We start from the raw sequence: 25438 nt of genomic DNA, 5'->3' as shown, positions 1-25438 counted from the left end.
GACACCGTCGGTCCCCGACCGACACCCGGCAGCGAAACGCCGCCGGCCGAGGAGCCCGTTCCGCTCCTCGGCCGGCGGTCCCCACAATCTTCGCCCATCCAGCCCCCGCCCAACCCGATCCCTCGACGGAGGTCCCTCGTGCCGAACCCGCCGCACCGGCAGGTCACGATCGCCCAGGTCGCCGAGTACGCCGGCGTCTCGCAGGCATCCGTCTCGCGCGTGCTGAACCGCAACCAGAAGGTCGATCCCGCGATCTCGGCGAAGGTCCTCGACGCGATCGAGAAACTCGACTACTCCCCCAGCCAGACGGCCCGCAATCTCGTGCGAGGCCGCAGCAACACCATCGCGCTCGTCGTTCCCGACCTCGCGAACCCCATGTTCCAGGGCGTCCTCGCCGGCCTCAGCCGCGAGGCCGACCGCGACGGCTACCGCCTGCTCATCGCCGACACGGGCGAGCGGGTGGAGCACGAGGCGGAGATCGCCCGCGAAGCCCGCTCCCGCTGCGACGCCCTCGTGCTCGTGTCGCCGCGCATGAGCGCCGACCGCCTCGACGAGCTCATCGCGCGCTGCGGCCCGGCCGTCGTCGTGAACCGCCGCGTCGATCGCGACCCGGCCGCGGAGCTCTCCGTGGACTACGAGCACGCCGCACGGCTCATCGCCGAGCACCTCCTCGATCTCGGCCACACGCGACTGGCCTACCTCGCAGGGCCGGCGCAGTCGTTCGCCGACAAGCTGCGCCGCCGCGGGCTCGCCGCGCTCGGCGCGATGCGCCCCGAGCTCGATCTCGTCGAGCTGCCCGGGGGTTCCCGCGTCGAGGACGGCTTCGCCGCCGCGGAGGCGGTGCTCGCCTCCGGCGCCACGGGCGTCGTCTGCTTCAACGACCTGCTCGCCCTCGGCCTGCTCGCCCGGCTGCGCGAGCTCGGCGTCGACGTCCCGGGCGACCTCTCGGTCGGCGGCATCGACGACGTCCCCCTCGCCCGGTTCGCGGCACCGCCGCTGACGACGGTCTCGGTGCCGCGGGACGAGCTCGGTGCGCAGGCCTGGCGCCGGCTCCGGGATGCGATGGCCGGCACTCCGGCGACGCATCCGCTCTCCTTCCGCGGCATCCTCGAGGTGCGCGCGAGCACCGGTCCGGCGCCCGAATCGTCGGGCTGGCTGGCACCGGGCCGCCCGCAGTTGCGGCTCGGCGGCCGCGTGGTCGCCCGCATCGAGTCCGGCGACGACGTCGACGCCGTGCTCTCGCCGCGCCCGTACCTGCATCCCGTCACGACCCTGGCCGGCACGGTCACGACCGACACCCTGCCCGCCGACCACCTGCACCATCTCGGGCTCGGCGTGGCCCTGCCCGACGTCAACGGCACGAGCCACTGGGGCGGGCGCACGTACGTGCGCGGCACGGGCTCGGTAATGCTGGCGAACCACGGCCGGCAGCGGCGCGACGGCGTCGAGGTCGAGGGCGGATTGCTCCGCGAGCGGCTGACGTGGCTCGACGAGCACGGCGCCGCGCAGCTCGGCGAGCACCGCGAGACGACCGGCGAGGTCGTGCGGGTCGGCGCCGACGAAGCCTGGATGCTCGGCTGGCGCAGTCTCCTCACCGCCAACTTCGGGGCGCTCGAGTTCGGCTCGCCTGCGACGAAGGGCCGCGTCGGAGCGGGCTACGGCGGCGTGTTCTGGCGCTTCCCCGACTGGGCTGCGACGGTCGTCACGGCCGACGGAGCGGGCGAGGACAATGCCCACGGTTCGCGATCGCCCTGGCTCGCGGTGACGGATGCGTCGCGTGCGACCACGGTGCTGCTCATGCAGCCGGTCGGGCCGCGGCCGCGGCCGTGGTTCGCGCGGGTCGCGGAGTACCTCGGGGTCGGCCCGGCCCTCGCCTGGGACGAGCCGTTCCACGTCGCGGAGGGCGACTCGGTCGAGCTCGGCCTCGACGCGCTCCTGCTCGATCGCGCGGTGGTCGATCCCGACGAGCTCGCGGCACTGGCCCTGCGCTTCGCGTCCGGCCGTCGCATCCGCCCGGTCTCGATCCCGGTGGCCTCCCTGCCGGTGCTGCCCGAACCGCCGGAACCGACGGAGACTCCGGCCGCGCAGGGCGCCGTCCGATGACCGCCGGTCTCCCCCGAGTCGGCATCGCGGGCATCCACGGCCACGGCGCGAGCCATGTGCGCACGGCGCTCGGGCTGGTCGCGGCGGGGCGGGCCGAGCTCGCAGCCGTCGCCGACCCGCGGCCGCCCGCGTCAGGGCCCGGGGAACCGGTCCTGCCGGTGTCGACGGCCGTCTTCGACGACGCCGCGGCGATGATCGACGCTGCCGACCTCGACGTCGTGGTCCTGTGCACCCCCATCCACACGCACCTCCCGCTCGGCCTCGCCGCGATGGAGGCCGGCTCCCACGTCCTGCTCGAGAAGCCGCCCACGCCGACGTTCGCCGACTTCGAACAGCTCGTCGCGGCGAGCGCGACGACGGGCCGGGCCGTGCAGTTGGGATTCCAGAGCCTCGGCTCGGCGGGGATCGCCGAGGTGCGCCGGCTCGTCGCCGAGGGCGCGATCGGCGAGGTCGTGCGCTACGGCGCGCTCGGCACGTGGCTGCGCACCGAGGCCTATTGGACGCGCGCGCCGTGGGCGGGGCACCGGACGCTCGGCGGCCGACCCGTCGCGGACGGCGCGGTCACCAACCCGCTCGCCCACGCCGTCGCGACGGCGCTCGCGGTGGCCGGGGCCGACCGCTCCGACGACGTCGGCCGGGTGCGGCTCGACCTCCACCGGGCGAACGACATCGAGGCCGACGACACGTCCTCGTTCGTCGTCGAACTCCAGGACCGGGCCCCGCTCGCCGGTGCGTTGAGCCTGACGGCGCCGCGTCGGAGCGAGCCGTGCGTCGTCGTGACCGGGACGCGCGGCCGGATCGTCCTCTGGTACACCCTCGACGTCGTGCAGGTCTTCGCCGACGACGGCGCCCTGCCGCACACGAGCGCCCATCCCCGCGTCGGCCTGCTCGAGAACCTGCTCGATCACCTCGGCACGGGCGCCTCGCTCGTCGCACCGGCGGCGGCGACCGGCGGGTTCATGCGGGTGCTCGAGGCGGTCCGCACGTCGGAGGCGCCCCATCGCATCCCGGACGGGTTCGTCGAGCGCCGCGAGAGCCCCGAGGGCGTCCACCGCGTCGTCGCCGATGTCGAGCGCTGGAGCGACCGCGTCCTCGCCGAGGGCCGCACCTTCGCCGAGCTTGGCGCCCCCTGGGCGGTCCCGGCGTCCGTCGCCGCGTCGGTCGAATAATCCGCCGTCGGTCGAGTATCGAAGCGTATCGAGACCCCGCAGGTCGACTCGCGGGGTCTCGATACGCTCCTTCGTCGCGACTCGACCAACGGGACAATGCGGAAAGGGCGTCGCATCCGACGGATGCGACGCCCTTCCGTGCGTTGCTGGAGCGCGTCCGCGCCCTCAACCCGCGTGCTCCGTCTGGCGGAGCGCGGGATTACTTGAGGGTGACGGTGGCGCCGGCGGCCTCGAGGGCCTCCTTCGCCTTGTCGGCGGTCTCCTTGTTGGCGCCCTCGAGGACGGCCTTGGGAGCACCGTCGACGACGGCCTTGGCCTCGCCGAGGCCGAGCGAGGTGAGCTCGCGGACGACCTTGATGACCTGGATCTTCTTGTCGCCGGCAGCCTCGAGGACGACGTCGAAGGAGTCCTTCTCCTCGACCTCTTCGGCAGCACCGGCACCGCCGGCGCCGGCGACGGCGACGGGGGCGGCAGCGGTGACGTCGAACTTCTCCTCGAACGCCTTCACGAACTCGCTGAGCTCGACAAGCGTGAGACCAGCGAACTGCTCGAGCAGCTCTTCGGTGGTGAGCTTCGCCATGATGTATCTCCTAGCTAAATGGGGGTTGTGTAACGAGATCTCCGGGCGCTTACGCGGCCTCGGCGGTCTCCAGCTTTTCGCGAAGCGCGTCGATGGTGGCGGCAGCCTTGCCCATCGTCGCCTTCATCATTCCCGCAGCCTTCGCCAGCAGAACCTCACGGCTCTCGAGCGAGGCGTACATGTTGATCTCGTCAGCGCTGAGGGACTTGCCCTCGAAGACGCCGCCCTTGATCACGAGAAGGGGGTTCGCCTTGGCGAAGTCACGAACGGCCTTGGCGGTGGCGACGAAGTCGCCGTGCACGAAGGCGACGGCGGACGGGCCCTTGAGGTCCTCGTCCAGCGTCGTGATCCCCGCGTTGTTCGCGGCGATCTTGGTCAGCGTGTTCTTCACCACGGCGTAGTTCGCGTCCTGACGGATGTTGTTGCGCAGCGTCTTCAGCTGGGCAACCGTCAGGCCGCGGTATTCGGTCAGCAGAACGGCGCTCGAGCTCTCGAACAGGTTCGTGAGTTCGGCAACCGAGGCTTCCTTGTTCGCCATGGCCACTCCTTGTGTACTCAACGTGCATCGCGGCGGCGATGCACGGCCTGGACCACGCGAACTCGCGGTGAAAAACGAAAAAGCTCCGGCGCAAGCGCTCGGAGCTTCACCCGGATGCTTCCGGGAAGTGGTCTTCACACCTGCGCGGGCCCTCGTTCTCACGAGACTTCGATCGGCCTTCCCGAAGGAAGACGCGACGACCAGCGGTCTTCGGCTCAGACCACGATAGCGGACGGCCCCCGGTCGGCCAAATCGTTCCCAGGATGCTGCCAGGAATAGTTGACCGGCGTCCATAGTTGACAAATCGCAACAAATACTTATCATTGACGAAGATCAACTATCTCCGTAGGGAACACGCCTTGACCGCACCAGCACCCACCGCCTCCGCCGCCGCGCCCACGCGCTCGGCGCGGGAGGTCTTCACCGCCATCTCCGGCCTCGTCGTCGCGATGTTCGTCGCCGTCATCTCCGGCACCATCGTGTCGACGTCGATGCCCGTCATCATCGCCGACCTCGGCGGCACGCAGTCCCAGTACACCTGGGTCATCACCGCGAGCCTGCTGGCGACCGCCGTCTCCACGCCGATCTGGGGCAAGCTCGCCGACCTCGTCGACCGCAAGATCCTCATCCAGCTCGCGCTCGTCCTCTTCACGGTCGGCACCGTCATCGCCGGCTTCTCGACCGACACCAACATGCTCATCGCGGTGCGCGTCATCCAGGGCCTCGGCGTCGGCGGCCTCATGTCGCTCGTCATGATCGCGGTCGCGCTCATCATCTCGCCGCGCGAACGCGGCAAGTACATGGGCGTCGTCGGCGGCATCATGGCGCTCGGCACCATCGGCGGCCCGCTCCTCGGCGGCGTCCTCACCGACGCCTGGGGCTGGCGCTCCAACTTCTTCGTCGGCGTGCCGATCGCGATCGTCGCCCTGATCCTGCTGCAGTTCACCCTGCACCTGCCGAAGCCGCAGCGCGGCACGAAGGTCTCGATCGACTACTTCGGCATCGCGCTGATGGCCGTCGGCGTCTCGCTCCTGCTCATCTGGGTGTCGATGGGCGGCAGCCAGTTCGAGTGGGACTCCACCACGAGCTGGGCGCTCGCCGTCACCTCCGGCGTCGCGATCGTCGCCTTCGTGATCGTCGAGTTCTTCGTCAAGGAGCCCATCGTGCCGATGACGCTCTTCAAGAACCGCACGTTCACCCTCTCGGTCGTCGCCTCGATCGGCGTCGGCGTCGCGATGTTCGCCACCTCGGTGTTCCTCGCCCAGTACTTCCAGCTCGCGCGCGGCGCGACCCCGACCGAGTCGGGCCTCATGACGATCCCGATGATCGTCGGCCAGATGGGCGCGTCGATCATCATCGGCCAGCTCGTCAGCCGTTTCGGCAAGTGGAAGGGCTGGATGGTCACGGGCGCGGTCCTCATCATCGCGGGCGTGAGCCTCATGTCGACGATCCGCTACGACACGGAGTTCTGGCTCGTCGCGGTCTTCATGGTCGTGCTCGGCATGGGCCTCGGCATGACGATGCAGAACCTCACCCTCATCGTGCAGAACGACACCCCCGCCACCCAGCTGGGCGCCGCGTCGTCGAACGTGAACTTCTTCCGCACCATCGCCGGCACGATCGGCGTGACCATCATGGGCTCGGTGCTCGCCACCCAGGTCGCCGACTACCTGAAGGGCGACCTCTCGACGTTCCAGCCGACGTCGCAGGGCGAGGTCGATGCGCTGCAGCACCTCGCGAGCGGCAACGTGCCGGCGGTCTCGTCGCTGCCCGACACGATCCGCGCGATCGTCGAGGGTGCGTACGGCCACGGCATCGCCGACGTGTTCCTCATCGCGATCCCGCTCGCCGTGCTCGGCCTCATCGCCATCGCGTTCCTGCCGAACAAGAAGCTCTCGACGAAGTCGGCGGGCGACGAGCTCCGCGAGCAGGCGGAGGAATCGGTCATCGAGGTCGCCGAGGCCGAGATCGGCGCCGCGGCGACGGGTTCGATCACCGCGCTGCGTCCCGCCTCGGGCGAGCAGCCGACGACGGCCACCGGCTCGGTGGCAGTGCTCGAACGCGCGGACGCCGAGGACGACTCGGAGCGGACGCGCTGACATGCAGGCCGCGACGGCGGACGCGATCGACGCGGTCGAGTCGAGCGTGAACGTGCTCTTCGGGCGCGCGAAGCTGCTCTGGCGCGAGGCGGCGGCGCAGGTGCACCCCGAGCTGCAGCCCGCGGGCTACAAGCTGCTCGCGCACCTCGTCCGTACGGGCGGCTCGACCGCCCACCTCCTCGCCGAGCTGTTCGAGATGGACAAGTCGGTCGTGAGCCGCCAGGTCGGCCGGCTCGAGGAGTTCGGCCTGGCGGAGTCCCGCATCGACGAGCACGACGGTCGCATCCGCCGGCTCAGCGCGACCCCGGCCGGGGTCGAGTCGGTGCGACGGGTCCGCGACCTCCACCACGAGCGGCTGCGCTCGGCGCTCGAGGAGTTCTCGCCCGACGAGCTCGTCACGTGCGCCCGCGTGCTCGGCTGCCTCGCCGAGGTCTGATCCGCACTCCCGACGGCCCGTCCGCGCCCTGGCGCGGGCGGGCCGTCGTCGTACACTGACGGGCATGACCGACGACGCCCGACTCGACGTCGACGCCGCCGTCGCGACCGTCATCCAGGACCTCGGCGCGCTCTTCGCGAGCGTGCGCGTCGGCTGGCGCGACGCGGCCGCGAGCGTGCACCCCGATCTGGCGCCATTCGGCTACCAGGTGCTCACCAACATCGAGACGGGCAAGGCGACGACCGCGGGCGAGCTCGTCGACCGGCTCCGCACCGACAAGTCCGCCGTGAGCCGGCAGCTCCGCCAGCTCGAGTCGCTCGACCTCGTCGAATCGCGACCCGACCCGACCGACCGGCGTGCTCGCATCCTCTCGGCGACGCCGCTCGCGGTCGAGCGCGTGCGTGCGGCGCGCGAGCGCTACGAGGCCTCGCTCGGCGAACGCCTCCGGCACTGGTCGCCCGAGGAGCTCGCGATGTTCTCCGAACTGCTCGCGCGACTGCGCTGACGCGGGGCCGACCGGCTCACGCCGGGCGACGGCCGATCCGGAGCACCGCGTGCACGACGAGCCCCGCGACGAGGGCCCAGAACGCGGCGCCGATCCCCGCGACCGCGGCGCCCGACGCCGCGACGACGAAGGCGACGACGGCCGGGAGCCGGCCCGCTGCATCCTGCATCGCGGTGCCGATCGCCCCGGCGAGGGTGGGCAATAGGGCGAGCCCGGCGACGGCGGCCATGAGCCCGGCGGGCGCGAGCACGGCGAGCGCCGTGACCGCCGCGGAGGCGACCGCGAGCACGAGGTAGGCGGCCCCGGCCGAGACGCCCGCACGCCAGCGCCGCGTCGGGTCCGGGTCGGCGTCCGGCCCGGCGGCGAGCGCCGCGGAGATCGCGGCGAGGTTGATCGCGTGACCGCCCGCGAACGCTCCGGCGATCGTGCCCGTGCCGGTCACGAGCATCGCGCTGCGCCACGGCGCGCGGTAGCCGAAGCTCGCGAGCACCGCGGCGCCCGGCAGGTTCTGCGACGCCATCGTCACGAGGTAGAGCGGGAGCGCGAGCCCGATGAGCGCCGCCGGCTCGAACACCGGCGCCGTCAGCACGAACCCGGGCACGAGGTCCGCCGGTGACGGCGCCGCATCGCGCACCCCGAGGTCGATCGAGATCACCACGACCGCGACGGCGAAGGCCGCGGGCACCGCCCAACGCGGTGCGAGACGGCTGAGCACGAGCCAGACGAGGAGCACCGGCACGACGGCCCAGGGCGAGAGCGAGAGCGCCGTGACCGGCGCGAGGCAGAGCGGGAGCAGGACGCCGGCGAGCATCGCCTGCGCGATGGCGGTCGGGATGCGGGCGATGAGGTCGGCGAGCCGTCCCCAGAGGCCGGTGAGCACGAGCAGGAGGCCGGTCACGATGAACGCGCCGACCGCGGCGGGCCAGCCGCCCTCGGGCATGCCGCTCGCGGCGAGGAGCGCGGCGCCCGGCGTCGACCACGCGGCGGTCACGGGCATCCGGGTGCGCCACGACAGCAGCAGGGTCGCGAGCCCCGTCGCGACGGTGAGCGCCAAGAGCCCGGATGCCGCCTCGGCGTGGTCGGCACCGACCGCCGCGAGCCCCGCGAGCACCACCGCCGAGGAGCTCGTGAAGCCCACGAGCGCGGTGACGACGCCGGCGGTCACGGGCGCGGCGAGGCCGCCGGAGCGCGCGCTCGGCGCGTCTGCACCTCGTCGCGGCGTGCCGGCATCGGCCGGTTCGGCGGGGTCGCGTAGGCTCATCGCAATCGTTCCGTTCGTAGAACGTTCTGTTCACGGAACAGTAGTGGAAGGGCAGGACGGATGCACGCAGGGCCGGAGGTCGGCTCCCGCCTGCGGCGGCTGCGGGTGGAGCGCGCACTCTCGCTCTCCGAACTCGCCCGCCGCGCCGGCATCGGCAAAGGCACCCTGAGCGAGCTCGAACGCGGCCTCCGCAATCCCACGATCGACACCCTCTACGCGCTCTGCGAGCCCCTCGGCGCCCCCATCACCGCGCTCGTCGGCGACACGAGCGGCACCGTCGTCGACGACCCGGCCGGCGGCCGCGCCATCCAGCTCGACGTGCGGCAGGGCGCCGACGGCACCGTCGTCGAGGTGTTCCGCCTGGAGTTCCCCGCGGGCGCCGGGCACGACTCCCCCCGCCACGGCGACGACGTGCGCGAGGACCTCGTCGTGACGGCCGGACGGCTCGCCGTCGGCCCGGTCGGCGCGGCGGTCGAGCTCGGCACCGGCGAGCACCACGCCTGGACGAGCGACGCCCCGCACGTCTACCGGGCGGTCGACGGCCCCGCCGAGGCGATCGTGATCATCCGCACGCCGCCCGCACGGGCGTCCTGAGCCCCACGGGCATCCCGCCGCACGACCCGCACGACGACGGCGCGGGCCGGGGAGCGAACTCCCCGACCCGCGCCGTCGTGCGCATCGCGCTCACATGAGGGTGAGCGTCAGCACTCCCGAGTAGGTGCCGAGCAAGGTCGAGCCCGGGATGCCGAGCGCGAGCCCGGCACCGCACGTGAACGCACCCGCGCTCGCTCCGCGGACGGAGGAGCACAGCGTCGCGGCGTCGCCGATGCCGACGCCGGGAGCGACCGCGGCGCCCGGCTCGACGACGCTCGACTGGCCGGGAGGCGTGGGCAGTTCGCCCGCGCGCACCGACGCCGCCGGCGTCCAGCCGAGGTTCTCGGCGAGGATCGTGCCGCTGCCGCTCGTGAAGTCCGACACCTGGGCGGTCAGGTCCCAACCGGCCGACGTGCCGCGCGAGTCGCGCACCTCGACGTCGTGGAGGGAACCGGTCGTCTCCTGGTCGACGCCGGTGAGGGCGACGGCCTCGAGGCCGACGGGCTCGTCGCTCGAGATCGACATCGACAGCGCCCCGCCGGAGATGTCGGTCGTGATGACCTGGTACTCCGTGCCGGGACCCGCCGAACCGAGGACCGACACGAGCTTCGCCGCACCGCCGACGATCGGCAGCGACACCGACGACTTCGCCGGGTCGAGCGTGAGCCGCGTGCCCGCAGCCGGGCGGACCGTGTACTCGTTGTCGGAGGACATGACGACGACGCCGAGCGAGGAGCCCGCCGCGAAGACGTAGTCCTTCGGCTCGAAGTCGAAGTCGAACTCGTACGAGGTGCCCGGCTCGATCGGGTCGGTGACGGCGTCCGAGTTGCGGTTCTGCACGTCCATCCAGCCGCGCGACACGATGGTCGCCGTGCCGTTGGCCTTGTAGTCGACGAGCAGCGCCGTCAGGTTCGCCTTGTCGCGGTCGACCGCGAGCTCGAGCGAGACGCTCGGCGTGCCCGAGAGGCGCACTGCGTCCGTGATCCCACGGGTGCGGTAGACGAGGCGGTTCTCCGACTGGGCGGCCGTCGCGAGGGTCGACGCGCGCTTCGACGCGTCGTCCAGGAGGTACTCGGTGCGACCCGAGCGGTCGACCGCGAAGTCGAGGCCGCCCACGGTGTTGGCCGTCGAGGCCGCGCCGAACGAGAGCGCGACGTCGGCCGCGGCCGGGTCGGGCCACTCGGCGTACTCGGTCAGCACGCGGTCCTCGCGCTGGACGTAGGCCTTCGGCAGCGCCTCGACGCCGTTCTCCACGTGGTAGAGGTAGCGCGTGAACCAGCGGTTCAGAAGCGTGTCGGTCGGGTTGCCCCCGTGGCCGCCCTGGTGCAGGTAGATCTGGTGCGGCACGCCGTTCGCCTTCAGCACGTCGTAGAGGTCAGACGCGTTCTTCGTCATGACGTTCCAGTCGTTCAGACCGTGCGCCACGAGCGTCGCCGCGTGGATCCGGTCGGCGTTCGCGAGGTAGTCGCGCTCCGCCCAGAACTCGCTGCGGTCGCCGCTCGCGCGGTCCTGCTCGGCGCGCAGCTCGTCGATGACCGGCTGGCAGATCGCCTGATCGGGACGCGTGTGCACGTAGTCGGCGAGCACGTCGAGGTCCTCGCCCTGGTAGCCGCCCGGCGCCCGGACCGCGCCGTTCGCGCGGTAGTAGTTGTACCAGTCGGAGATCGCCGAGACCGGGACGATGGCCTCGAGGCCCTCGACGCCGGTGCTCGCCACGCCGATCGGCAGCGTGCCGTTGTACGACGTGCCGATCATGCCGACGCTGCCGGTGGCCCAGTCGGCCGTGACCGTCTGCGAGCGGTCGGTGCTCGTGTAGGCCGTCGCGCGGCCGTTCAGCCAGTCGATGACGGCCTTGCCGCCGAGCGACTCGTTGGTGCCGCCCGAGGTCGGGCAGCCCTCCGAGAAGCCGGAGCCGAGGGACTCGGCGTGCACGACCGCATAGCCGCGCGGCACCCACGTCGTCTCGAGCGAGTTCGAGATGTTCGGGCTCGTCGTCGGGTACTTCGGCGCCGCGAAGCCGCCCTTGGTCGTCGGCGGCTCGCCGAGCTCGTGGTCGACGTTCCAGTTCGGCACGCCGGTGCCGCCCGCGTAGTACGGGCTCATCTCCATGAGCACCGGCACGTCGAGGCCGTTCGCCGTCTCGGGCACGCGGGTGACGTCGACATGGACGAGGTCGTTCTTGCCGTCGCGATCGGAGTCGACCTCGCTCTCCACCCACGCCTCCTGGGTGATCCAGGCGTTGCGGTCGGTCGTGAAGACCGCCTGGGAGAGTCCGTCCTGGAACGTCGGGACGGCGGGTTCGGGGGCGGCGATCGCCGGTGCGGCGATCGAGAGCAGGCCGGCGGCCAGCGCGGGCACGGCGAGGGCCGCGACGGCTCTCGGCGTGCGCCGGCGGGCGGCGCGGTTGGGTCGGGACATGGTTCCTCCGGTTCGGTGACTGCGGGATCGGTGCGGTGGAGCGGGATCGGTGCGGTGGTCGTGCACGATCGGTGGCCGGGGTGCGGGGAGCTCGTGACGCCCCGCACCCCGGTCGGCCTCAGATGAGGGTGAGCGTCAGGACGCCGGCGTAGACGCCGGCCGGGGTGGAACCGGGCACGCCGAGGGTCAGGCCCCCGCCGCACGAGAAGGCTCCGGCGCTGTGGCCCGCGGGTGCGGAGCACAGGCTCGCGGGCTCGCCGAGGCCGGTGCCGGGTCGCTCGAGGGCGCCCGGTTCGACCTGCGGCGCCTGTCCGTCGGGCGTCGGCAGCGAGCCGGTCACTGCCTCGGCGGCCGGCTCCCAACCCAGGTTGTCGGCGAGGATCATCCCGGAGCCGCTCGTCAGGTCGGACACCTGGCCGGTGAGGTCCCAACCGGCGGCGGTGCCGCGCGCGTCGACCACCCGGAACGGCGAGAGCATCCCGACGGTCTCCGCGTCGACGCCGGAGAGCACGATGCGCTCGAGCTCGACGCCGTCGGCGTCCGGCGCCTGCAGGCTGAGCCCGCCTGCGACCTCGACGGGGGCGGTGATGATCTGGCGCGTATCGGCGTCGTCGCCGCCGAGGACGGTCACGGTGAACGCCTGAACGGGGCCGATGTTGCCGGCCGCGTCGGTCGCCCGGTACTCGATGCGGTGCGTGCCGTAGCCGGGCTCGCGCTCCACGAACGGCGAGAGCGACATGCCGCCGGAGCCGAGATTGCCGTAGATCAGGTCGTCGATGTTGGTGCCGGTCGGCGTGAAGAGGAACGGCGCTTCGGGGTCGGTCGGCCAGCCGTAGTAGTTGTGCCAGCCGTCCCCGTCGAGCCGGAACTCCGGAACGAGCGAGCCGTCGCGGTCGTCCGTGGCGACGAGCTTCATGGAGAAGGACTCGTTGACGAGGTAGTGCGGCTCGCCGTTCGCCCCGATCGTGGTCGAGACCGGTGCGGAGACGGTCGCGGCGACCGTCGGCCCGGCGTTGTCGACGGTCCACTCGACGCTCGCGGCGCCCGCTCCGGCATCGTCGGGGTCGGTCACGCGGGCGCTCACGACGTGCGCGCCGGCCGCGAGGTCGAGCGTCTCGAGGTCGAGGGCGGCCTTGCCGTACGGGTTCGCGACGGGCTCGCCGTCGACCGCCCAGGACACGGCGAACGGACGGTCGGCCCGGTGCGTCGTGTTCACGTAGAGCACGTCATCGGCGCCCGCGGCGCGGTCGGTCGGGCTCGACTCGGTGATCGCGGGTGCGACGGCGGCCGAGCTCGCGGCCCCTTCCCCGACGGTCCAGGTGCGCACCTGGGTCATCGACGATTTGGCCCGCAGCGCCGGGTCGCGCACGAACTCGGTGCCGTCGACGATGGTCGCCGTGACGACGGCACCCGGCTCCGCGTCGACGCCGGCCAGGTCGAGCGTTCGGAGATTGCCGGGGTTGGCGATCTCGACCCCGTCGATCGCCCACGTGACGTCCACCTCGTGGTAGACGGGGTGGGAGGTCTCGACCCAGAGCACCTGGTCGGCCGCGACCGTTCCCGTCGTGGGGGTGGAATCCGGCACGAGCGGAGCGCGGGCTGCCACGCGCTCGGTCACGATCTCGCGGCCGACCTGGTCGTACTGGTAGCCGAGGGTCTTCATCATCGAGTGCCGGCTCGGCCGGAAGATGCCGGTCGAGTAGTACTGTCCGCCTTCGTAGGCGCCGATGGTGCCGCCCGATTCGCTGGGCTCGCCGAGCCAGCGCCACCACTTCGTCTTCGTGGCCGCCATCTCGTCGACGCTCATGATCGTGTGGTGCTTCGAGCTCGGCTCGGCGCCCCGGTAGTCGCCCGTGGTGATGCCGCGCGAGTAGTAGTCGTACTCGTCCTGGAGACCGCCGAGCGAGTGCCCGATCTCGTGGGGCGAGATGAGCGCCGAGAGGGCGTTGCCGCCGCTCGCCGTCGCGTAGCTGCCGCCGGCGCCGCCGTAGGTGTCGCTGTTGGCGAGCGCGAGGATCTGGTCGACCTTCGGCGCCAGGTTCGCGTACTGGCGCGCGAGCGTGTTGTTGACGGTCAGCAGCCGCTCGACGCTGTTCGCGTTGCAGCCGCCCCAGAAGGCCATCTTGAGCGGGGTGTCGCGCCGGGGGGCGTCGAGGGTGCGGTCGCAGCTGACGCCCGACTCCCCCGAGACGATGCCGACGGCGTACACGTTGAAGTTGTTGCGGTAGCTCTTGAAGGGCTCGATGCTCCACATGGTCTCGAGGTGGGTCTCGACCTGCTCGTAGAACTCGTCCTGCTCGTCGGCGGTGTAGCCGTCGCCGAGGATGACGAGGGAGAAGCGCTCCGCGGGGTCGCCGGTGACCTGCATCGGCACGAGCGTCGCCGAGCCGACCTCGTCGGCGGCGTTCGCCGGCGCCGCGCCGACGATCGCGAGCGAGGCGCCGAGCAACGGGATCGTTGCGAGGACGGCCGCCGCCCGTCGCGCCTTCCCGGGTCCTCGCGTTCTGGATGCTGCCATGTCGCTTCCTTCCGATCGGTGGTGGTGCGAAGATCCGCGCGGCGCACCCGAGGGCGCATCGGCGGTCGACGACGGCGCGTTCGGGCGCGCCGGACGTCGCTCCCGCGTCGGCGTGGGCCGCGCGGGTAGCGCAGAGCGGCGGCTCAGCGCGCCGCAGCGGGTTCCGGGATGCCCGGTTCGGGAGCGTCGGAGTCGACGCCGTCCCCCGCGTCGGCCGTCTGCGCGGCGGCGACCGCGGCTTCGGCGGCACGCAGCCGCCGGCGCAGGAGGATGCCGCGGCGGACGAGGAGCACGACGACGGCGATGAGGGCGAGCAGGACGACGAGGAGCAGCCACGGGACGGCCCACGCGGTTCCGACCGCGCGGTGCTCGCCGTCGACCGCGCCGCTGCGACCCTCGCGCTGGACCGGCTCGAGATCCGCGGTCGCGGTCAGGAGCACGGCGGGCGGGACGTCGGCGAACTCCTGCGTGAGTCGGACGCTGCCGCCGGGCAGCAGCTCGGGCAGCTCCTGGGGTTCGCCGGCCGCGAGCTCCCATCCGAACGGCCCGGTGAGCGCGATGCGCACGAGGCCGCCGAGGCGGAGGTTGCCGGGGTTCTCGACGGTGTACGTCACGGTCGCCGGGCCGCCGAAGGAGGCGAAGCCGCCCTCGTACGCGACGTCGATGTCGGAGACGGTCGCGGCCGGGGCGGCGACGCCGGGAACGTCGACGTAGAGCCGCACGCCGACGCGCCGGTCGACCGCGACTTGCTGGTCGGCGCCGGCGGTCTCCGAGAGCTCGGCGAGGGAGGCGACGATGCCTCCGGCATGGTCGCCCGGCTCCGCATTCGGCGGCACCGTCAGTCGGAACGGGATCTCGGCCCGAGTGCCGGGCTCGATCGTGAAGACGCCGTCGCCCGTGATGCCGACCCACGCCCCGACGTCCTCCGACGCGGTCCCCGCGGGCGGCAGCGAGAAGGCGCCGTCCGCGGTCATGAGCGCATCCATCGCGTAGACGCGGACGACGAGCGGCTCGGCGCCGAGGTTGGAGACGCCGACATAATCGGTGGCGGTCTCGCCGGGGCCGAGTGAGTACTCGAGCACGTCGCGTCCGTCGGGCCCCTCGGGCGAGGAGGGCTGGATGGCCCAGGTGATCTGACCCGCCTCATCCGCCTCGTCGGCGGCGGAACCCGTGAGCGGAGCGAGCGCGGCGGCGAGGGCCAATGCGGCGATGACGAACGCCCCGCCCGACCTCGTTCCCCGTGACATCGCCCGCCTCCGATCCTGCGACGGGTGATGCCCGCTGCACAGCCTGGGCATAGCCTATGAACGCCGACGCGACAGGGCATCGGTCGAGTGTTCGACCCCTGTCGAATCCTGTGCGACGTTCGTCGCACAGACGGGTCAGTGTTCGGCGCCGCGCTCGAGTTTCGCGAGCAGGATGGCGATGTGGAGGCCGAGGCGCTCGACGCCGTCCTGCAGATCGAGGTCGAGGATGCGCTCGACCCGGCCCAGCCGGTGGTAGAGCGAACTGCGATGCAGATTGAGCGCCGCCGCGGACTCCTGGGCCCGCCCGCCGGTGCCCAGATACACCTCGACCGTCTCGAGCAGGGCCGCGCCGTCGCGCTCGGCGGCGACCCGCTCGAGACCGTGTTGGAAGTCCGCCGAACGCAGCCCGCGCTCTGCGATCGATCCCAGCCCCCGGTACGGGCCGAGCCCATCCCAGCGCTGCACGCCGCGCGCGAGGCCGAACTCCGTCGCGATCCGGATCGCCCGGCGGGCCTGGACGTAGCTGTCCCGCGCACCGGCCAGCAGCGCGGCGGGTCCGCCGACGCCGACGTCGATCCGATCCGCGCCCAGGATGCCGGCGAAGGAGACCTCGCCGATCCCGAGCAGCCGCTCGGCGGCGTCCTGGATGCCGTCCGCCAGGGCCGGACCGCCGGCGGGCACGACGAAGATCGCCTGGCTCTTGCGCGGGAACGCGAGCACCGACGGGATTCCGAGAGCCCCGGTCGCCGCCCGGATCGTGCGCTCGAGGGCCGCGCGGGCCGGCGAGGAGTGTGGCGAGGCCGAGTCGAACGCGGCCCGGAGGACGAGGATGCGCACGCCGTCGGCCGGGCGGATGCGACGCTCCGCGAGCAGGCGGGCCGCGGCCCCCGCCCGGCGCTTCTCGGTGCCGAAGACGAGCGTGCTCGCCTGCGCACCGGCCTGCGCCGCATCCGCGTCGAGCAGTCGCGTCGAGCGCGTCCATTCGTCGGCGATGCGGCCGGCGTACTCGTCGGCGCGCGCGACCGCCGCCTCGTCCATGGCGGAGGGCGACTCGATGAACCAGAGGTGCCCGAGGTCGGCGTCGGTGTCGGCGCGACGGATCGGGACGACGAGCCGCGGCAGCATCCCGAGCTCCCGGTTCTCGGGGATGTGCATGGCGTGGTCGGCACGGTACGCACCGATGCGGTCGAGCCACGACCGCACGGCCGGGTCCGCGAGATGGCGGAGGATCGAGTTGCGACGGACGTCGTCGATGACACCGTCCTGCGGGCTGTAGGCCACCATGCGATGGCGACGGTCTTCGAGCACGGCGGGGCGGCCCACGGCTTGTGCGACGTGGTTGACGAGTTGGGGCAGGCTCACGGACGGCTCGTTCGGGATCGAGGGGACGCGGGCCACGGGACCGCCCGCAGCCCGATTCTACGCCGCCCGCGCCGCGCGTCCGGGTCCGCTCAGACCTCGCTCCGGCCCGCCGGGGCGCGGCGATCGCCCGCAGGGTCGGCGAGCGGCAGCCGCACCGAGAAGACCGTCTCCCCGGGTTCGCTCCGCACCCCGACGGTGCCGCCGTGGGCGTCGACCACGGCCTGCACGATCGCGAGGCCGAGGCCCGTCGATCCTGCACGACGAGAGCGCGACGAGTCGCCGCGGGCGAACCGCTCGAAGAGCGAGTCCGAGAGGGCCGGCGGGATGCCCGGACCGTCGTCCTCGACCTCGATGCGGGCGGACGTTCCGTCTCGGACGAGCCGCAGCCGCACTCGGGTGCCCTCCGGCGTGTGCACGCGCGCGTTCGCGAGGAGGTTCACGACGACCTGGCGGAGCCGCGGCTCGTCGCCGTCGACGACGAGCGGTTCCTCCGGGGCCTCGAGCGACCACTCGTGCTCGGGTCCGGCGGCTTGCGCGTCGCCGACGGCGTCTCGGGCGATCGTCTGCAGGTCGACCGGTTCGCGGGCGAGCTCGCGCCCCTCGTCGAGCCGCGCGAGCAGCAGCAGGTCCTCGACGAGGTCGGTCATCCGCACCGATTCCGACTCGATGCGACCGAGGGCGTGCAGGACCTCTTCGGGCAGTTCCCCGCCGTGCAGTCGGACGAGTTCCGAGTAGCCGCGGATCGAGGCGAGCGGCGTGCGGAGCTCGTGGGACGCGTCCGCGACGAAGCGGCGCACCTTGCGCTCGCTCGCCTCGCGCGCCGAGAGGGCGTCGCTGACGTGTCCGAGCATCCGGTTGAAGGCGCCGCCCAGGCGACCGACCTCCGTGCGGTCGTCGCCGGTCTCGACGCGCTCGGCGAGCTCGACGTCACCGCGATCGAGCGGCAGCTCCGAGACGCGCATCGCCGACGCGGTGACGCGCTCGAGCGGCGCGAGCGCCCGGCCGACGATGAACCAGCCGGCGACGAGCGCGAGGAGGAGACCCGCGGCCGCCACGAGCGTGATCGTCAGCGCGAGCTGCGCGGTCGCCGATTCCGCCTCGCCGAGCGGCAGCGCGACGACGACCTGCACCTGCTGGTTGGTCTGGAGGTCGACGCCGGAGACGGCGAGGGCCCGGTAGTCCCCCAGGTCGCCGAGCCGCACGGTGACCGGCTCGATGTCCTCGGTGCGGAACCCGGGCCCGACCCCATCGGCGACCGGCACGTCGGCGAGCGCGCTCGCGTCCGTCTCGGACACGTCGACCGTGCCCTGTCCCGGCGCCCCGACGTACTGGGCCGCGATCGTGCCGTCGGCGTAGACGACGCCGACGACGGTGCCCGCGCTGATGCCGGGCTGGCCGACGAAGTCGCCCGGGTCCTGCTGCTGGCCGAACGAGAGGCCCGAGAGCACCCGCCGGGCGGACGACTCGAGGTCGGTGTCGACGCGCTGCACGGCCGAGGCGTGGAACACCGAGACGCTCACGAGCCCGACGCCAGCGCTCACGGCGATCAGCAGGAGCGCGAGGATGCCCAGGAGCGTGCGGCGCAGCGGCCAGGCGACGCCGCGGCGCGCGCGGCCGGTCTGGGTGCGCGCGGCCGAGTCCGGCACGCCGACGCGGATCCGGGCGGCCGACGCGTAGCCCGGCTCGCCCGGCTCGCTCATGCCGCGGCCTTCAACATGTACCCGGCGCCGCGCACGGTGTGGATCATGGGCGTGCGGCCCGCGTCGATCTTCTTGCGCAGGTAGGAGATGTAGAGCTCGACGACGGACTCGCGGCCGCCGAAGTCGTAGTTCCAGACGCGGTCGAGGATCTGCGCCTTCGAGAGCACCCGGCGCGGATTGCGCATGAGGTAGCGCAGCAGCTCGAATTCGGTGGCCGTGAGCTCGACGAGATCGCCGTCGCGGTAGACCTCGTAGGAGTCCTCGTCGAGGGAGAGGTCGCCGACCGTGATGATCGGGTCGCGGGTCGCGGCGAGGGTGAGGGTCGAGCGACGGATGAGGCTGCGCAGGCGCGCCACGACCTCCTCGAGGGAGAACGGCTTCGTGACGTAGTCGTCGCCGCCCGCGGTGAGGCCGGCGATGCGGTCGTCGAGCGAGTCCTTCGCGGTGAGGAAGAGCACCGGCACCTCGCTGCCGTCGGCGCGCACGCGCTGGAGCACCTCGAGCCCGTCGATGTCGGGGAGCATGATGTCGAGCACGATCGCGTCGGGCCGGAACTCGCGGGCCACCTTGACCGCGTCGTAGCCGGCCTCGGCCGTGCGGACCTCCCACCCCTCGTACCGGAGGGCCATGCGCAGGAGCTCGGTGAGCGAGTGCTCGTCGTCGACGACGAGGACGCGGACGGGCGAGCCGTCGGCCTTCTGGATCTGGGCGGCGCCGGGTGCGGTGGAGGCGGTCATGACTCCAAGTATCCGCACGGGCCTATGCGGTTTCTATGGAAGAGCGCCGGGCGACCTGTGGAAGGCGATTGCGCCCGCCCGCAGTCCGCCCGCAGCAGGTCGGCGCGCCGTCGGTTCGGCGGCGATGCCCCGCAATTCCGCGCCGTGCGGGGCATCCGTCGGCGGGACGGGATTCATAGGCGACTGCGAGGAGGGCGATGGGCTCCCGATTGGCGGCCGACCTAGCGTCGCCGTCATGTTCACGACATTCCTGCGCCGCGAGCTCGCCGGGCGACGACGGCAGACCGTCATCATCGCCCTCGGCACGGCGCTCGCCATCGCCCTCGTCATCCTCGTCAACTCCGTCTCCACGGGCGTGAAGGACGCTCAGGCCTCGGTGCTCGAGTCGGTCTACGGCGTCGGCACCGACCTCACCGTGACCGGCGCACCCGCCGAGCCCGGGCAGGGCGGCGGCCCCGGCCGCTTCGAGTTCGGCGCCGATCAGGGCGAGACGACCGACGACGGCTCCACCGAGGTCTCGACCTCCCGCCTCACCACCGGCTTCTCGACCTCGACCTTCGAGGACTCCGCGATCGACACCGTGCTCGGTGTCGACGGCGTCTCGGCGGCGAGCGGCTACCTCGAACTGACGAACACGACGTTCGACGGCGAGCTGCCCGACTTCTCGCAGATGCAGCAGGGCGAGCAGCAGACCGGCGGCGGCGGCACGACCGGGGGCGGGCAGCAGCCGCCGACCGGCGGCTTCGACGGCGCCGGCGGCTCGGCGTTCGACGTGAACTCGTTCTCGGTCATCGGCCTCGACCCCGGCGCCGCGACCGCGGGCCCCCTGTCGGCCGTGTCCCTCACCGACGGCCGCGCGTTCGAGTCCGGCGACACCGGCACGGACGTCGCCATCCTCGACGCCTCGTACGCGACGACGGCCGAGCTGGCCGTCGGCGACACCATCGATGTCGGCGGCAGCGACTTCGAGGTCGTCGGCATCGTCGAGTCGACCTCGGCCGACGCCGAGACCGCCGCGAACGTCTACATCCCCCTCGACGTCGCCCAGACGCTCTCCGGCAACGAAGGCCTCATCTCGACGCTCTCCGTCAGCGCCGGCTCCGCCGCCGACATCGACGCGATCCAGGCCGGCATCGAGGCGGCGCTGCCCGACCTCACCGTCAGCACCCAGGCCGATCTCGCCGCGAACGTCTCCGGCTCCCTCGGCTCGGCGTCGACGCTCATCTCCTCGCTCGGCCTCTGGCTCTCGATCGCGGTGCTCGTCGCGGCGTTCCTCATCGCGATCCTCCTGACCGTCCAGTCGGTGTCCCGCCGCACCCGCGAGTTCGGCACCCTCAAGGCGATCGGCTGGCGCAACCGCCGCATCGTGGGTCAGGTCGCGGGCGAGTCGCTCGTGCAGGGACTCATCGGCGGCGTCGTCGGCCTCGCGCTCGGCCTCATCGGCATCCTCGTCGTGAACCTCGTCTCCCCCACGCTCGGCGGCACGACCGGCGGCTCCGGCTTCGACTTCGGCGGCCAGGGCGGCGGCGGGCAGACCGGCGGCCAGGGCGGCGACGCCGGTCAGATGATGGGCGGCGGCGGCGGCCCGTTCGGCCAGGCCGGCGGCGGCTCGACCACGACCGAGGTCGTGCTCCACGCGCCGATCACGCCGTCGGTCATCCTCCTCGCCATCGGCATCGCGGTCCTCGGCGGGCTCCTCGCCGGTGCGATCGGCGGCTGGCGCGCCTCGCGCCTGCGGCCGGCCGAAGCCCTCCGGAGCCTCGCATGAGCGGCAACGGCGGTACGACGACCACCCCTGACACGACCAGCACGGCGAACGGAACGGAGCCGACCATGACCGATGGGACCATCGCGACCGTCCCGGCGGAGGCGACCCCGGCCGCCCCGCCGGCGGGGTACCGCCTCGAGGGCGTCACCAAGCAGTACCAGCAGAAGGGCCGCGCGGTCACCGCGCTGAAGGGCGTGGACCTGGTGATCGGCGCGGGCGAGCACATCGCCGTGCAGGGGCAGACGGGCGGCGGCAAGTCGACCCTGCTGCAGATGCTCGGGGCGCTCGACCGGCCGACCTCCGGTCGCATCGCGCTCGGCGACGCCGAGATCTCCCACGCGAAGGACGGCGAGCTCACGAAGCTCCGCGCCGAGCGCATCGGGTTCGTGTTCCAGAACTTCAACCTGATCCCGACCCTCAGCGCCCAGGAGAACGTCGAGGCGGCCCTCGCCCCGCTCGGCGTCCCCGCGGAGGAGCGGCGCAACCGCGCGGCGGCCGCCCTCGCCTCGGTCGGCCTCGCCGACCGCGGTGCGCACCTGCCGGCCGAGCTCTCCGGCGGCCAGCAGCAGCGTGTCGCCATCGCCCGCGCGATCGTGAAGAACCCTGCCGTGCTCCTCGCCGACGAGCCCACGGGCGCCCTCGACGAGGAGACCCGCGACGAGATCATGGCACTGCTGGAGCGTCTGCGCGACGAGCGCGGGCTCACGCTCATCGTCGTCACGCACGACTCGGCCGTGGCCAAGCGCGCCGACCGCCGCCTGTACATCAAGGCGGGGGTGGTCACCGAGCGCTGATCCGCGCTCGGCACGGCGCCGGATGCCTCCCACGCGGGAGGCATCCGGCGCTGCCCGTTCCCCGGCATCGTCCGCGGCACCGACTACCCTCGAAACGTGACCGACGCCCCCTTCGCGCTGTTCGCGCTCGACGCGCCGGCGCCTTCCGCGCCGGGTCCCGTCGTGGCGACGCTGCCGCACGAGACCCGCATCGTCGCGGACTCGAGCGACCGCATCGCCTGGCTCCGCGCCCGTTCCCGCGGCATCACCGCGACCGACGCCGCGAAGCTCGCGACCCGCGCCTCGGTGCGATCCGCCGCGTGGGAGAAGCTCAACGGCACCGGGTTCGGCGGCAGCGCGTACACCGAGCACGGTCGCAGCCGCGAACCGGTCATCGCCGAGTGGGCCGCCCGCGAGCACGGCATGGCGGCGTCGACGAAGCTCTTCCACGCCGCCGACGACCCCCGCCACCTCGCGACGCCCGACGGGCTGCGCGTGCGCGGCGCCGCGCTCGAACTCTGCGAGATCAAGACGACCGCGAAGGTCTGGCGCTCGATCCCCCGCGGCTACCTCCGCCAGGTGTGGTGGCAGCAGTACGTGCTCGGCGCCGAGCGCACCCTCGTCGTCTGGGAGCAGCACGAGGGCTTCGTGCCCGTCGGGGCGCCCCAGTCGCGCTGGGTCGAGCGCGACGACGACCAGATCGCCGTGCTCATCGCCCTCGCCGACGAGCTCCTCGAGGCGATCGGCCTCGGCGGCCGCCCCGCGCCGCACGGAGGGGGCGCGCGGTGACGACGGTGCTGCTGCACGGTCTCGGATCCGATCGCCGGCAGCCCCTCGGGCTCTTCGGCCACGTCGTGCGCGCCACGCGCGGCGACGACGAGCTCGTGCTCGCCCCCGAGGCGCGCGCGCACGGCTCCTCCACGCTGGTCGGCGGCCCCGACGACTTCGAACTCGACCGTCTCGCCGATGAGATCGCCGACGACGTGCGGCGCGTCGTGGCCGTCGGCGGCGGCGACCCCGCCCCGGTGACGATCATGGGCATCTCGATGGGCGCCGCGATCGCCCTGCGCATCTGCCTGCGCGGCCTGCTGCCCGTCGAGCGGGCGGTGTTCGTCCGCCCGTCCTTCGACGACCGCTCGCTTCCGCGCAACCTCCGCGCATTCCCCGTCATCGGCGAACTGCTCGCCGAGCACGGCCCGGGCGGCGTCGAGGCGTTCCGGCGCACGTCGGTCTACCGGCGCATCGAGGCGAAGTCGCCCGCCGGGGCGCGCGGGCTGCTCGCCCAGTTCACGGCGCCCCAGGCGGTCGAGCGGGCGGTGCGCCTCATCGAGATCCCGCGCAATCGCGCCTACGACCATCCCGCGGAACTCGGCGCCGTCGCCGACCGGGGCATCCGCTCGCTCGTCATCGGCGCGCCCCGCGACCCGGTGCATCCGGTGAAGCTCGCGGACGTCTGGGCGCGCTCGCTCGGCGCCGACTCGATCGTCGTCCCGGCGCGCGACGACGGGCTGCCGGCGCAGACCGCGCAGATCCGCGAGGCACTCGCCGACTGGCTCGAGAGGTCCTGATCGTCCGGCTCTGAGCGCCGCCCGGATCGCCCCGCGTCAGCCGATCAGCAGCACGACGGCCGCGACCGCAATCCCCGCGAGTCCGGCGATGCCGACGACGATCGATCCCCAGAACCAGCCGAGCGCGGCACGCGCCGTCCGCCGCGAACGACGCTCGTGCGAGGGCAGCGACGGGTCGGCGCGACGCGTCGACTCGGGGCCGCGCACGATCGCGGGCGGGGGCGCGATGGTCGCCCCGCCGGTGCGCGGCGCGTAGCCGGTGATGACGCCCGGGCCGGATGCCGGCTTCGACGGCCGCACCGTCGCGAGGTCGACGGGGGCGGGACGCAGCGAGCGCGAGCGGCGGCCCGCGCGGCTGCGACCGGTCGGGGCGGACGTCGGCGGAACGGGACGGACGATCCGGCCGTCGCCGATGACGATCGTGCCCTCCTCGTCGGGTTCGGGCCCGACGCCCGCGGCGCCGTCGCCGGCTTCGCCGCCGTCGGAAGGGCGCCGGTCGAGCACGATCGTGCCCTCCTCGGCGCCGCGGTCGAGCACGATCGTGCCCTCGTCGAGCTCGCGGTCGACGACGAGCGTGCCGTCCTCGAGCTCGTCGACGTCCTGCGCGCCGAAGCCCGCGGCGCTCACCGCGCCGCTCCCACGGGCAGGGTGTCGTCCTCGAACTCGGTGCCCCGGGGGCCGGTCTCGAGCGTCGCGTCGTCCTCGTCGTCGAAGCCCGGTTCCTCCGGGACCCCGCCGGAGCGCACGTCGAGCACGACGACCGTGATGTTGTCGCGGCCGCCGGCGCGCTTGGCGAGCTGCACGAGCGCCGCCGCAGCCTGTTCGGGCCGGCCGTTCATGGTCAGCGTCGCCCGGATGCCCTCGTCGGCGACCTCCGAGTGCAGGCCGTCGGTGCACACGAGCAGCCGTTCGCCGTCCACGACGGGCATGAGCCAGCTGTCGGCCGTCGAGTCCGGCGCACCGATCGCCCGCGTGATGACATTGCGGTTGGCCTGCGTCTGCATCTCCTCGCGGGTGAGCGAGCCGTCGTCGACGAGCTCCTGCACGAGCGAGTGGTCGACCGTGAGCTGCTCGAGCTCGCCCGCGTACCAGCGGTACACGCGCGAGTCGCCGACGTTCAGGATGAGCCAGTGCGCCAGGCCCTCGTGCTCGACGAGCACGATGCCGGAGACCGTGCTGCCCGCGCCGCGCTTCGTGCCCGCCGCCACCGACTGCACGCCGACGTCGGCCGCCATGAGCGCGTCGCGCACGTGGACGAGTTCCGCGTCGGGCCGGCCCGCGAGGTGCTCGCGGAACGCGGCGACGACGGCCGCGCTCGCCCGATCGCCCGCCTCGTAGCCGCCCATGCCGTCGGCGACGACGAACACCGGGTCCACGGCGAGGACCGAATCCTCGTTGACCTTGCGCTTGAGCCCGGGATCCGTGAGCGCCGCGACGTCGAGGACGACGCCGAGGCTCATGACCCGGCTCCCCGTTCGGCGATCCGAAGGCCGACCTTGCCGAGGACGAAGCGCTCGAGGACGACGGCGGTCGTGCCCGCCTCGAGGAGCTGCTCGACACCCGTCTCGTCGACGACGATGACGCCGTTGGTCGAGTCCAGGTCGGTGACGCTCCAGCGCTCGCCGTCGAACTCCAGGCGGGCGTGCGTCTTCGAGAGGGTGCGGGTGTCGTCGGGCACGGCGACCGCCGTGCTGCCGTCGGTCGGCACCGCGGGGTTGCGGCCCAGGACGACGCGCTCGCCCGAGAGCTCGAGCCGCGTCGTGCCGTCGTCGAGGACGAGGTCGAAGCGGCGGACCGGACGACGGTCGACGACGATCGTCGCCTCGTCGAGGGCGTCCTCGGGTTCCGGCACGTCGACCCCGACCACGAGGGTCGACTCGTCGTTCGGGGCGACCCCGTCGAACGGGTCGACCGGGCCGAAGCCGCCGCCCGTCGTGCGGAGCGCGTCGAACTCGTCGACCGGGCCCGGCACGGGGTAGCCGGGGATCGCCGTGCCGAGCGGGCCGCCGAGCGCGGGCGCGGGGGCCGCGGCCGCGGGCGTCGGCAGGGATCGGAAGAGCAC

At 73.0% G+C, this 25438-nt stretch carries 22 protein-coding genes; 10 read left to right on the top strand and 12 right to left on the bottom strand.

The features are described from left to right. The first annotated feature begins 138 nt into the window (after positions 1 to 138). Together GB864_RS18905 and GB864_RS03475 are read left to right on the top strand one after the other, a co-directional pair. Positions 139 to 2103: a DUF6807 family protein gene (locus GB864_RS18905; protein ID WP_160422962.1), complete on the top strand. Its 1965-nt coding sequence runs from the start codon at positions 139 to 141 to the stop codon at positions 2101 to 2103. Beyond that, complete coding sequence (locus GB864_RS03475) at positions 2100 to 3272, top strand: Gfo/Idh/MocA family protein (RefSeq protein WP_160422961.1); 1173 nt, start codon at positions 2100 to 2102, stop codon at positions 3270 to 3272. Before GB864_RS18905 ends, GB864_RS03475 begins: the two co-directional genes overlap by 4 nt. Positions 3273 to 3471: 199 nt before the next feature. Here the strand turns inward: GB864_RS03475 and rplL are convergent, their stop codons facing one another. After that, entirely contained in the window at positions 3472 to 3852 is a 381-nt protein-coding gene (gene rplL / locus GB864_RS03470; protein ID WP_160422960.1) for a 50S ribosomal protein L7/L12, read from the bottom strand. Positions 3853 to 3901: 49 nt separating this feature from the next. Next, entirely contained in the window at positions 3902 to 4390 is a 489-nt protein-coding gene (gene rplJ, locus GB864_RS03465) for a 50S ribosomal protein L10 (RefSeq protein WP_160422959.1), read from the bottom strand. Positions 4391 to 4749: 359 nt separating this feature from the next. On the opposite strand from rplJ, the gene GB864_RS03460 reads away from it, so the two are divergent. From GB864_RS03460 to GB864_RS03450, 3 genes are all read left to right on the top strand, one after another. Beyond that, entirely contained in the window at positions 4750 to 6489 is a 1740-nt protein-coding gene (locus tag GB864_RS03460) for an MDR family MFS transporter (RefSeq protein WP_202106952.1), read from the top strand. A gap of 1 nt (position 6490) precedes the next feature. Continuing rightward, on the top strand, positions 6491 to 6925 hold the full coding sequence (locus GB864_RS03455) for a MarR family winged helix-turn-helix transcriptional regulator (protein ID WP_160422958.1): 435 nt from the start codon (positions 6491 to 6493) through the stop codon (positions 6923 to 6925). A gap of 64 nt (positions 6926 to 6989) precedes the next feature. After that, entirely contained in the window at positions 6990 to 7430 is a 441-nt protein-coding gene (locus GB864_RS03450; protein WP_160422957.1) for a MarR family winged helix-turn-helix transcriptional regulator, read from the top strand. A gap of 16 nt (positions 7431 to 7446) precedes the next feature. On the opposite strand, the gene GB864_RS03445 is transcribed toward GB864_RS03450, so the two are convergent. Beyond that, positions 7447 to 8691: a benzoate/H(+) symporter BenE family transporter gene (locus GB864_RS03445; protein WP_160422956.1), complete on the bottom strand. Its 1245-nt coding sequence runs from the start codon at positions 8689 to 8691 to the stop codon at positions 7447 to 7449. A gap of 60 nt (positions 8692 to 8751) precedes the next feature. Between GB864_RS03445 and GB864_RS03440 the strand changes: the two genes are divergently transcribed. Beyond that, complete coding sequence (locus GB864_RS03440; protein ID WP_160422955.1) at positions 8752 to 9285, top strand: helix-turn-helix domain-containing protein; 534 nt, start codon at positions 8752 to 8754, stop codon at positions 9283 to 9285. Between the two features lie 90 nt (positions 9286 to 9375). Here GB864_RS03440 and GB864_RS03435 read toward each other — a convergent pair whose 3' ends face one another. The 6 genes from GB864_RS03435 to GB864_RS03410 all read right to left on the bottom strand — a co-directional run bounded on the left by GB864_RS03435 (position 9376) and on the right by GB864_RS03410 (position 19267). Further along, positions 9376 to 11703: a Xaa-Pro dipeptidyl-peptidase gene (locus GB864_RS03435; RefSeq protein ID WP_160422954.1), complete on the bottom strand. Its 2328-nt coding sequence runs from the start codon at positions 11701 to 11703 to the stop codon at positions 9376 to 9378. Positions 11704 to 11821: 118 nt separating this feature from the next. Next, a complete protein-coding gene (locus GB864_RS03430; protein ID WP_160422953.1) occupies positions 11822 to 14221 on the bottom strand; it encodes a M64 family metallopeptidase in 2400 nt (799 codons plus the stop codon). A gap of 143 nt (positions 14222 to 14364) precedes the next feature. Next, a complete protein-coding gene (locus GB864_RS03425; RefSeq protein ID WP_160422952.1) occupies positions 14365 to 15468 on the bottom strand; it encodes a COG1470 family protein in 1104 nt (367 codons plus the stop codon). 135 nt (positions 15469 to 15603) lie between these two features. Further along, the gene (locus GB864_RS03420; RefSeq protein ID WP_160422951.1) at positions 15604 to 16830 is read right to left on the bottom strand and encodes a helix-turn-helix domain-containing protein; all 1227 of its coding nucleotides are present in this window, start codon (positions 16828 to 16830) and stop codon (positions 15604 to 15606) included. 89 nt (positions 16831 to 16919) lie between these two features. Next, positions 16920 to 18530 (bottom strand): sensor histidine kinase, encoded by a 1611-nt coding sequence (locus GB864_RS03415; RefSeq protein WP_160422950.1) that lies wholly within the window; start codon positions 18528 to 18530, stop codon positions 16920 to 16922. Continuing rightward, entirely contained in the window at positions 18527 to 19267 is a 741-nt protein-coding gene (locus GB864_RS03410) for a response regulator transcription factor (protein WP_160422949.1), read from the bottom strand. The genes GB864_RS03415 and GB864_RS03410 overlap by 4 nt, the downstream gene beginning before the upstream one ends. Before the next feature lie 235 nt (positions 19268 to 19502). Between GB864_RS03410 and GB864_RS03405 the strand changes: the two genes are divergently transcribed. The 4 genes from GB864_RS03405 to GB864_RS03390 all read left to right on the top strand — a co-directional run bounded on the left by GB864_RS03405 (position 19503) and on the right by GB864_RS03390 (position 23376). Next, a complete protein-coding gene (locus GB864_RS03405) occupies positions 19503 to 21035 on the top strand; it encodes an ABC transporter permease (RefSeq protein ID WP_160422948.1) in 1533 nt (510 codons plus the stop codon). Between the two features lie 65 nt (positions 21036 to 21100). Then, complete coding sequence (locus GB864_RS03400; protein ID WP_160422947.1) at positions 21101 to 21829, top strand: ABC transporter ATP-binding protein; 729 nt, start codon at positions 21101 to 21103, stop codon at positions 21827 to 21829. Positions 21830 to 21925: 96 nt separating this feature from the next. Continuing rightward, positions 21926 to 22597: a YqaJ viral recombinase family protein gene (locus tag GB864_RS03395; protein ID WP_336603857.1), complete on the top strand. Its 672-nt coding sequence runs from the start codon at positions 21926 to 21928 to the stop codon at positions 22595 to 22597. After that, positions 22594 to 23376, top strand: coding sequence for an alpha/beta fold hydrolase (locus GB864_RS03390; protein ID WP_160422946.1), 783 nt, complete (start codon positions 22594 to 22596; stop codon positions 23374 to 23376). Before GB864_RS03395 ends, GB864_RS03390 begins: the two co-directional genes overlap by 4 nt. Positions 23377 to 23412: 36 nt before the next feature. On the opposite strand, the gene GB864_RS03385 is transcribed toward GB864_RS03390, so the two are convergent. The 3 genes from GB864_RS03385 to GB864_RS03375 all read right to left on the bottom strand — a co-directional run. Next, a complete protein-coding gene (locus GB864_RS03385; protein ID WP_160422945.1) occupies positions 23413 to 24003 on the bottom strand; it encodes a hypothetical protein in 591 nt (196 codons plus the stop codon). After that, positions 24000 to 24836 carry a PP2C family protein-serine/threonine phosphatase gene (locus GB864_RS03380; RefSeq protein ID WP_160422944.1) on the bottom strand — a complete coding sequence of 279 codons (837 nt, stop codon included), beginning with the start codon at positions 24834 to 24836 and terminating at the stop codon, positions 24000 to 24002. Before GB864_RS03380 ends, GB864_RS03385 begins: the two co-directional genes overlap by 4 nt. Continuing rightward, on the bottom strand, positions 24833 to 25438 hold a 606-nt coding region (locus GB864_RS03375; RefSeq protein WP_160422943.1), incomplete at its 5' end, for an FHA domain-containing protein. The genes GB864_RS03380 and GB864_RS03375, both read right to left, overlap by 4 nt.

The organism is Agromyces seonyuensis (assembly GCF_009789225.1).
Taxonomy (GTDB): domain Bacteria; phylum Actinomycetota; class Actinomycetes; order Actinomycetales; family Microbacteriaceae; genus Agromyces; species Agromyces seonyuensis.
This window is presented reverse-complemented; position numbering and strand designations above follow the sequence as displayed.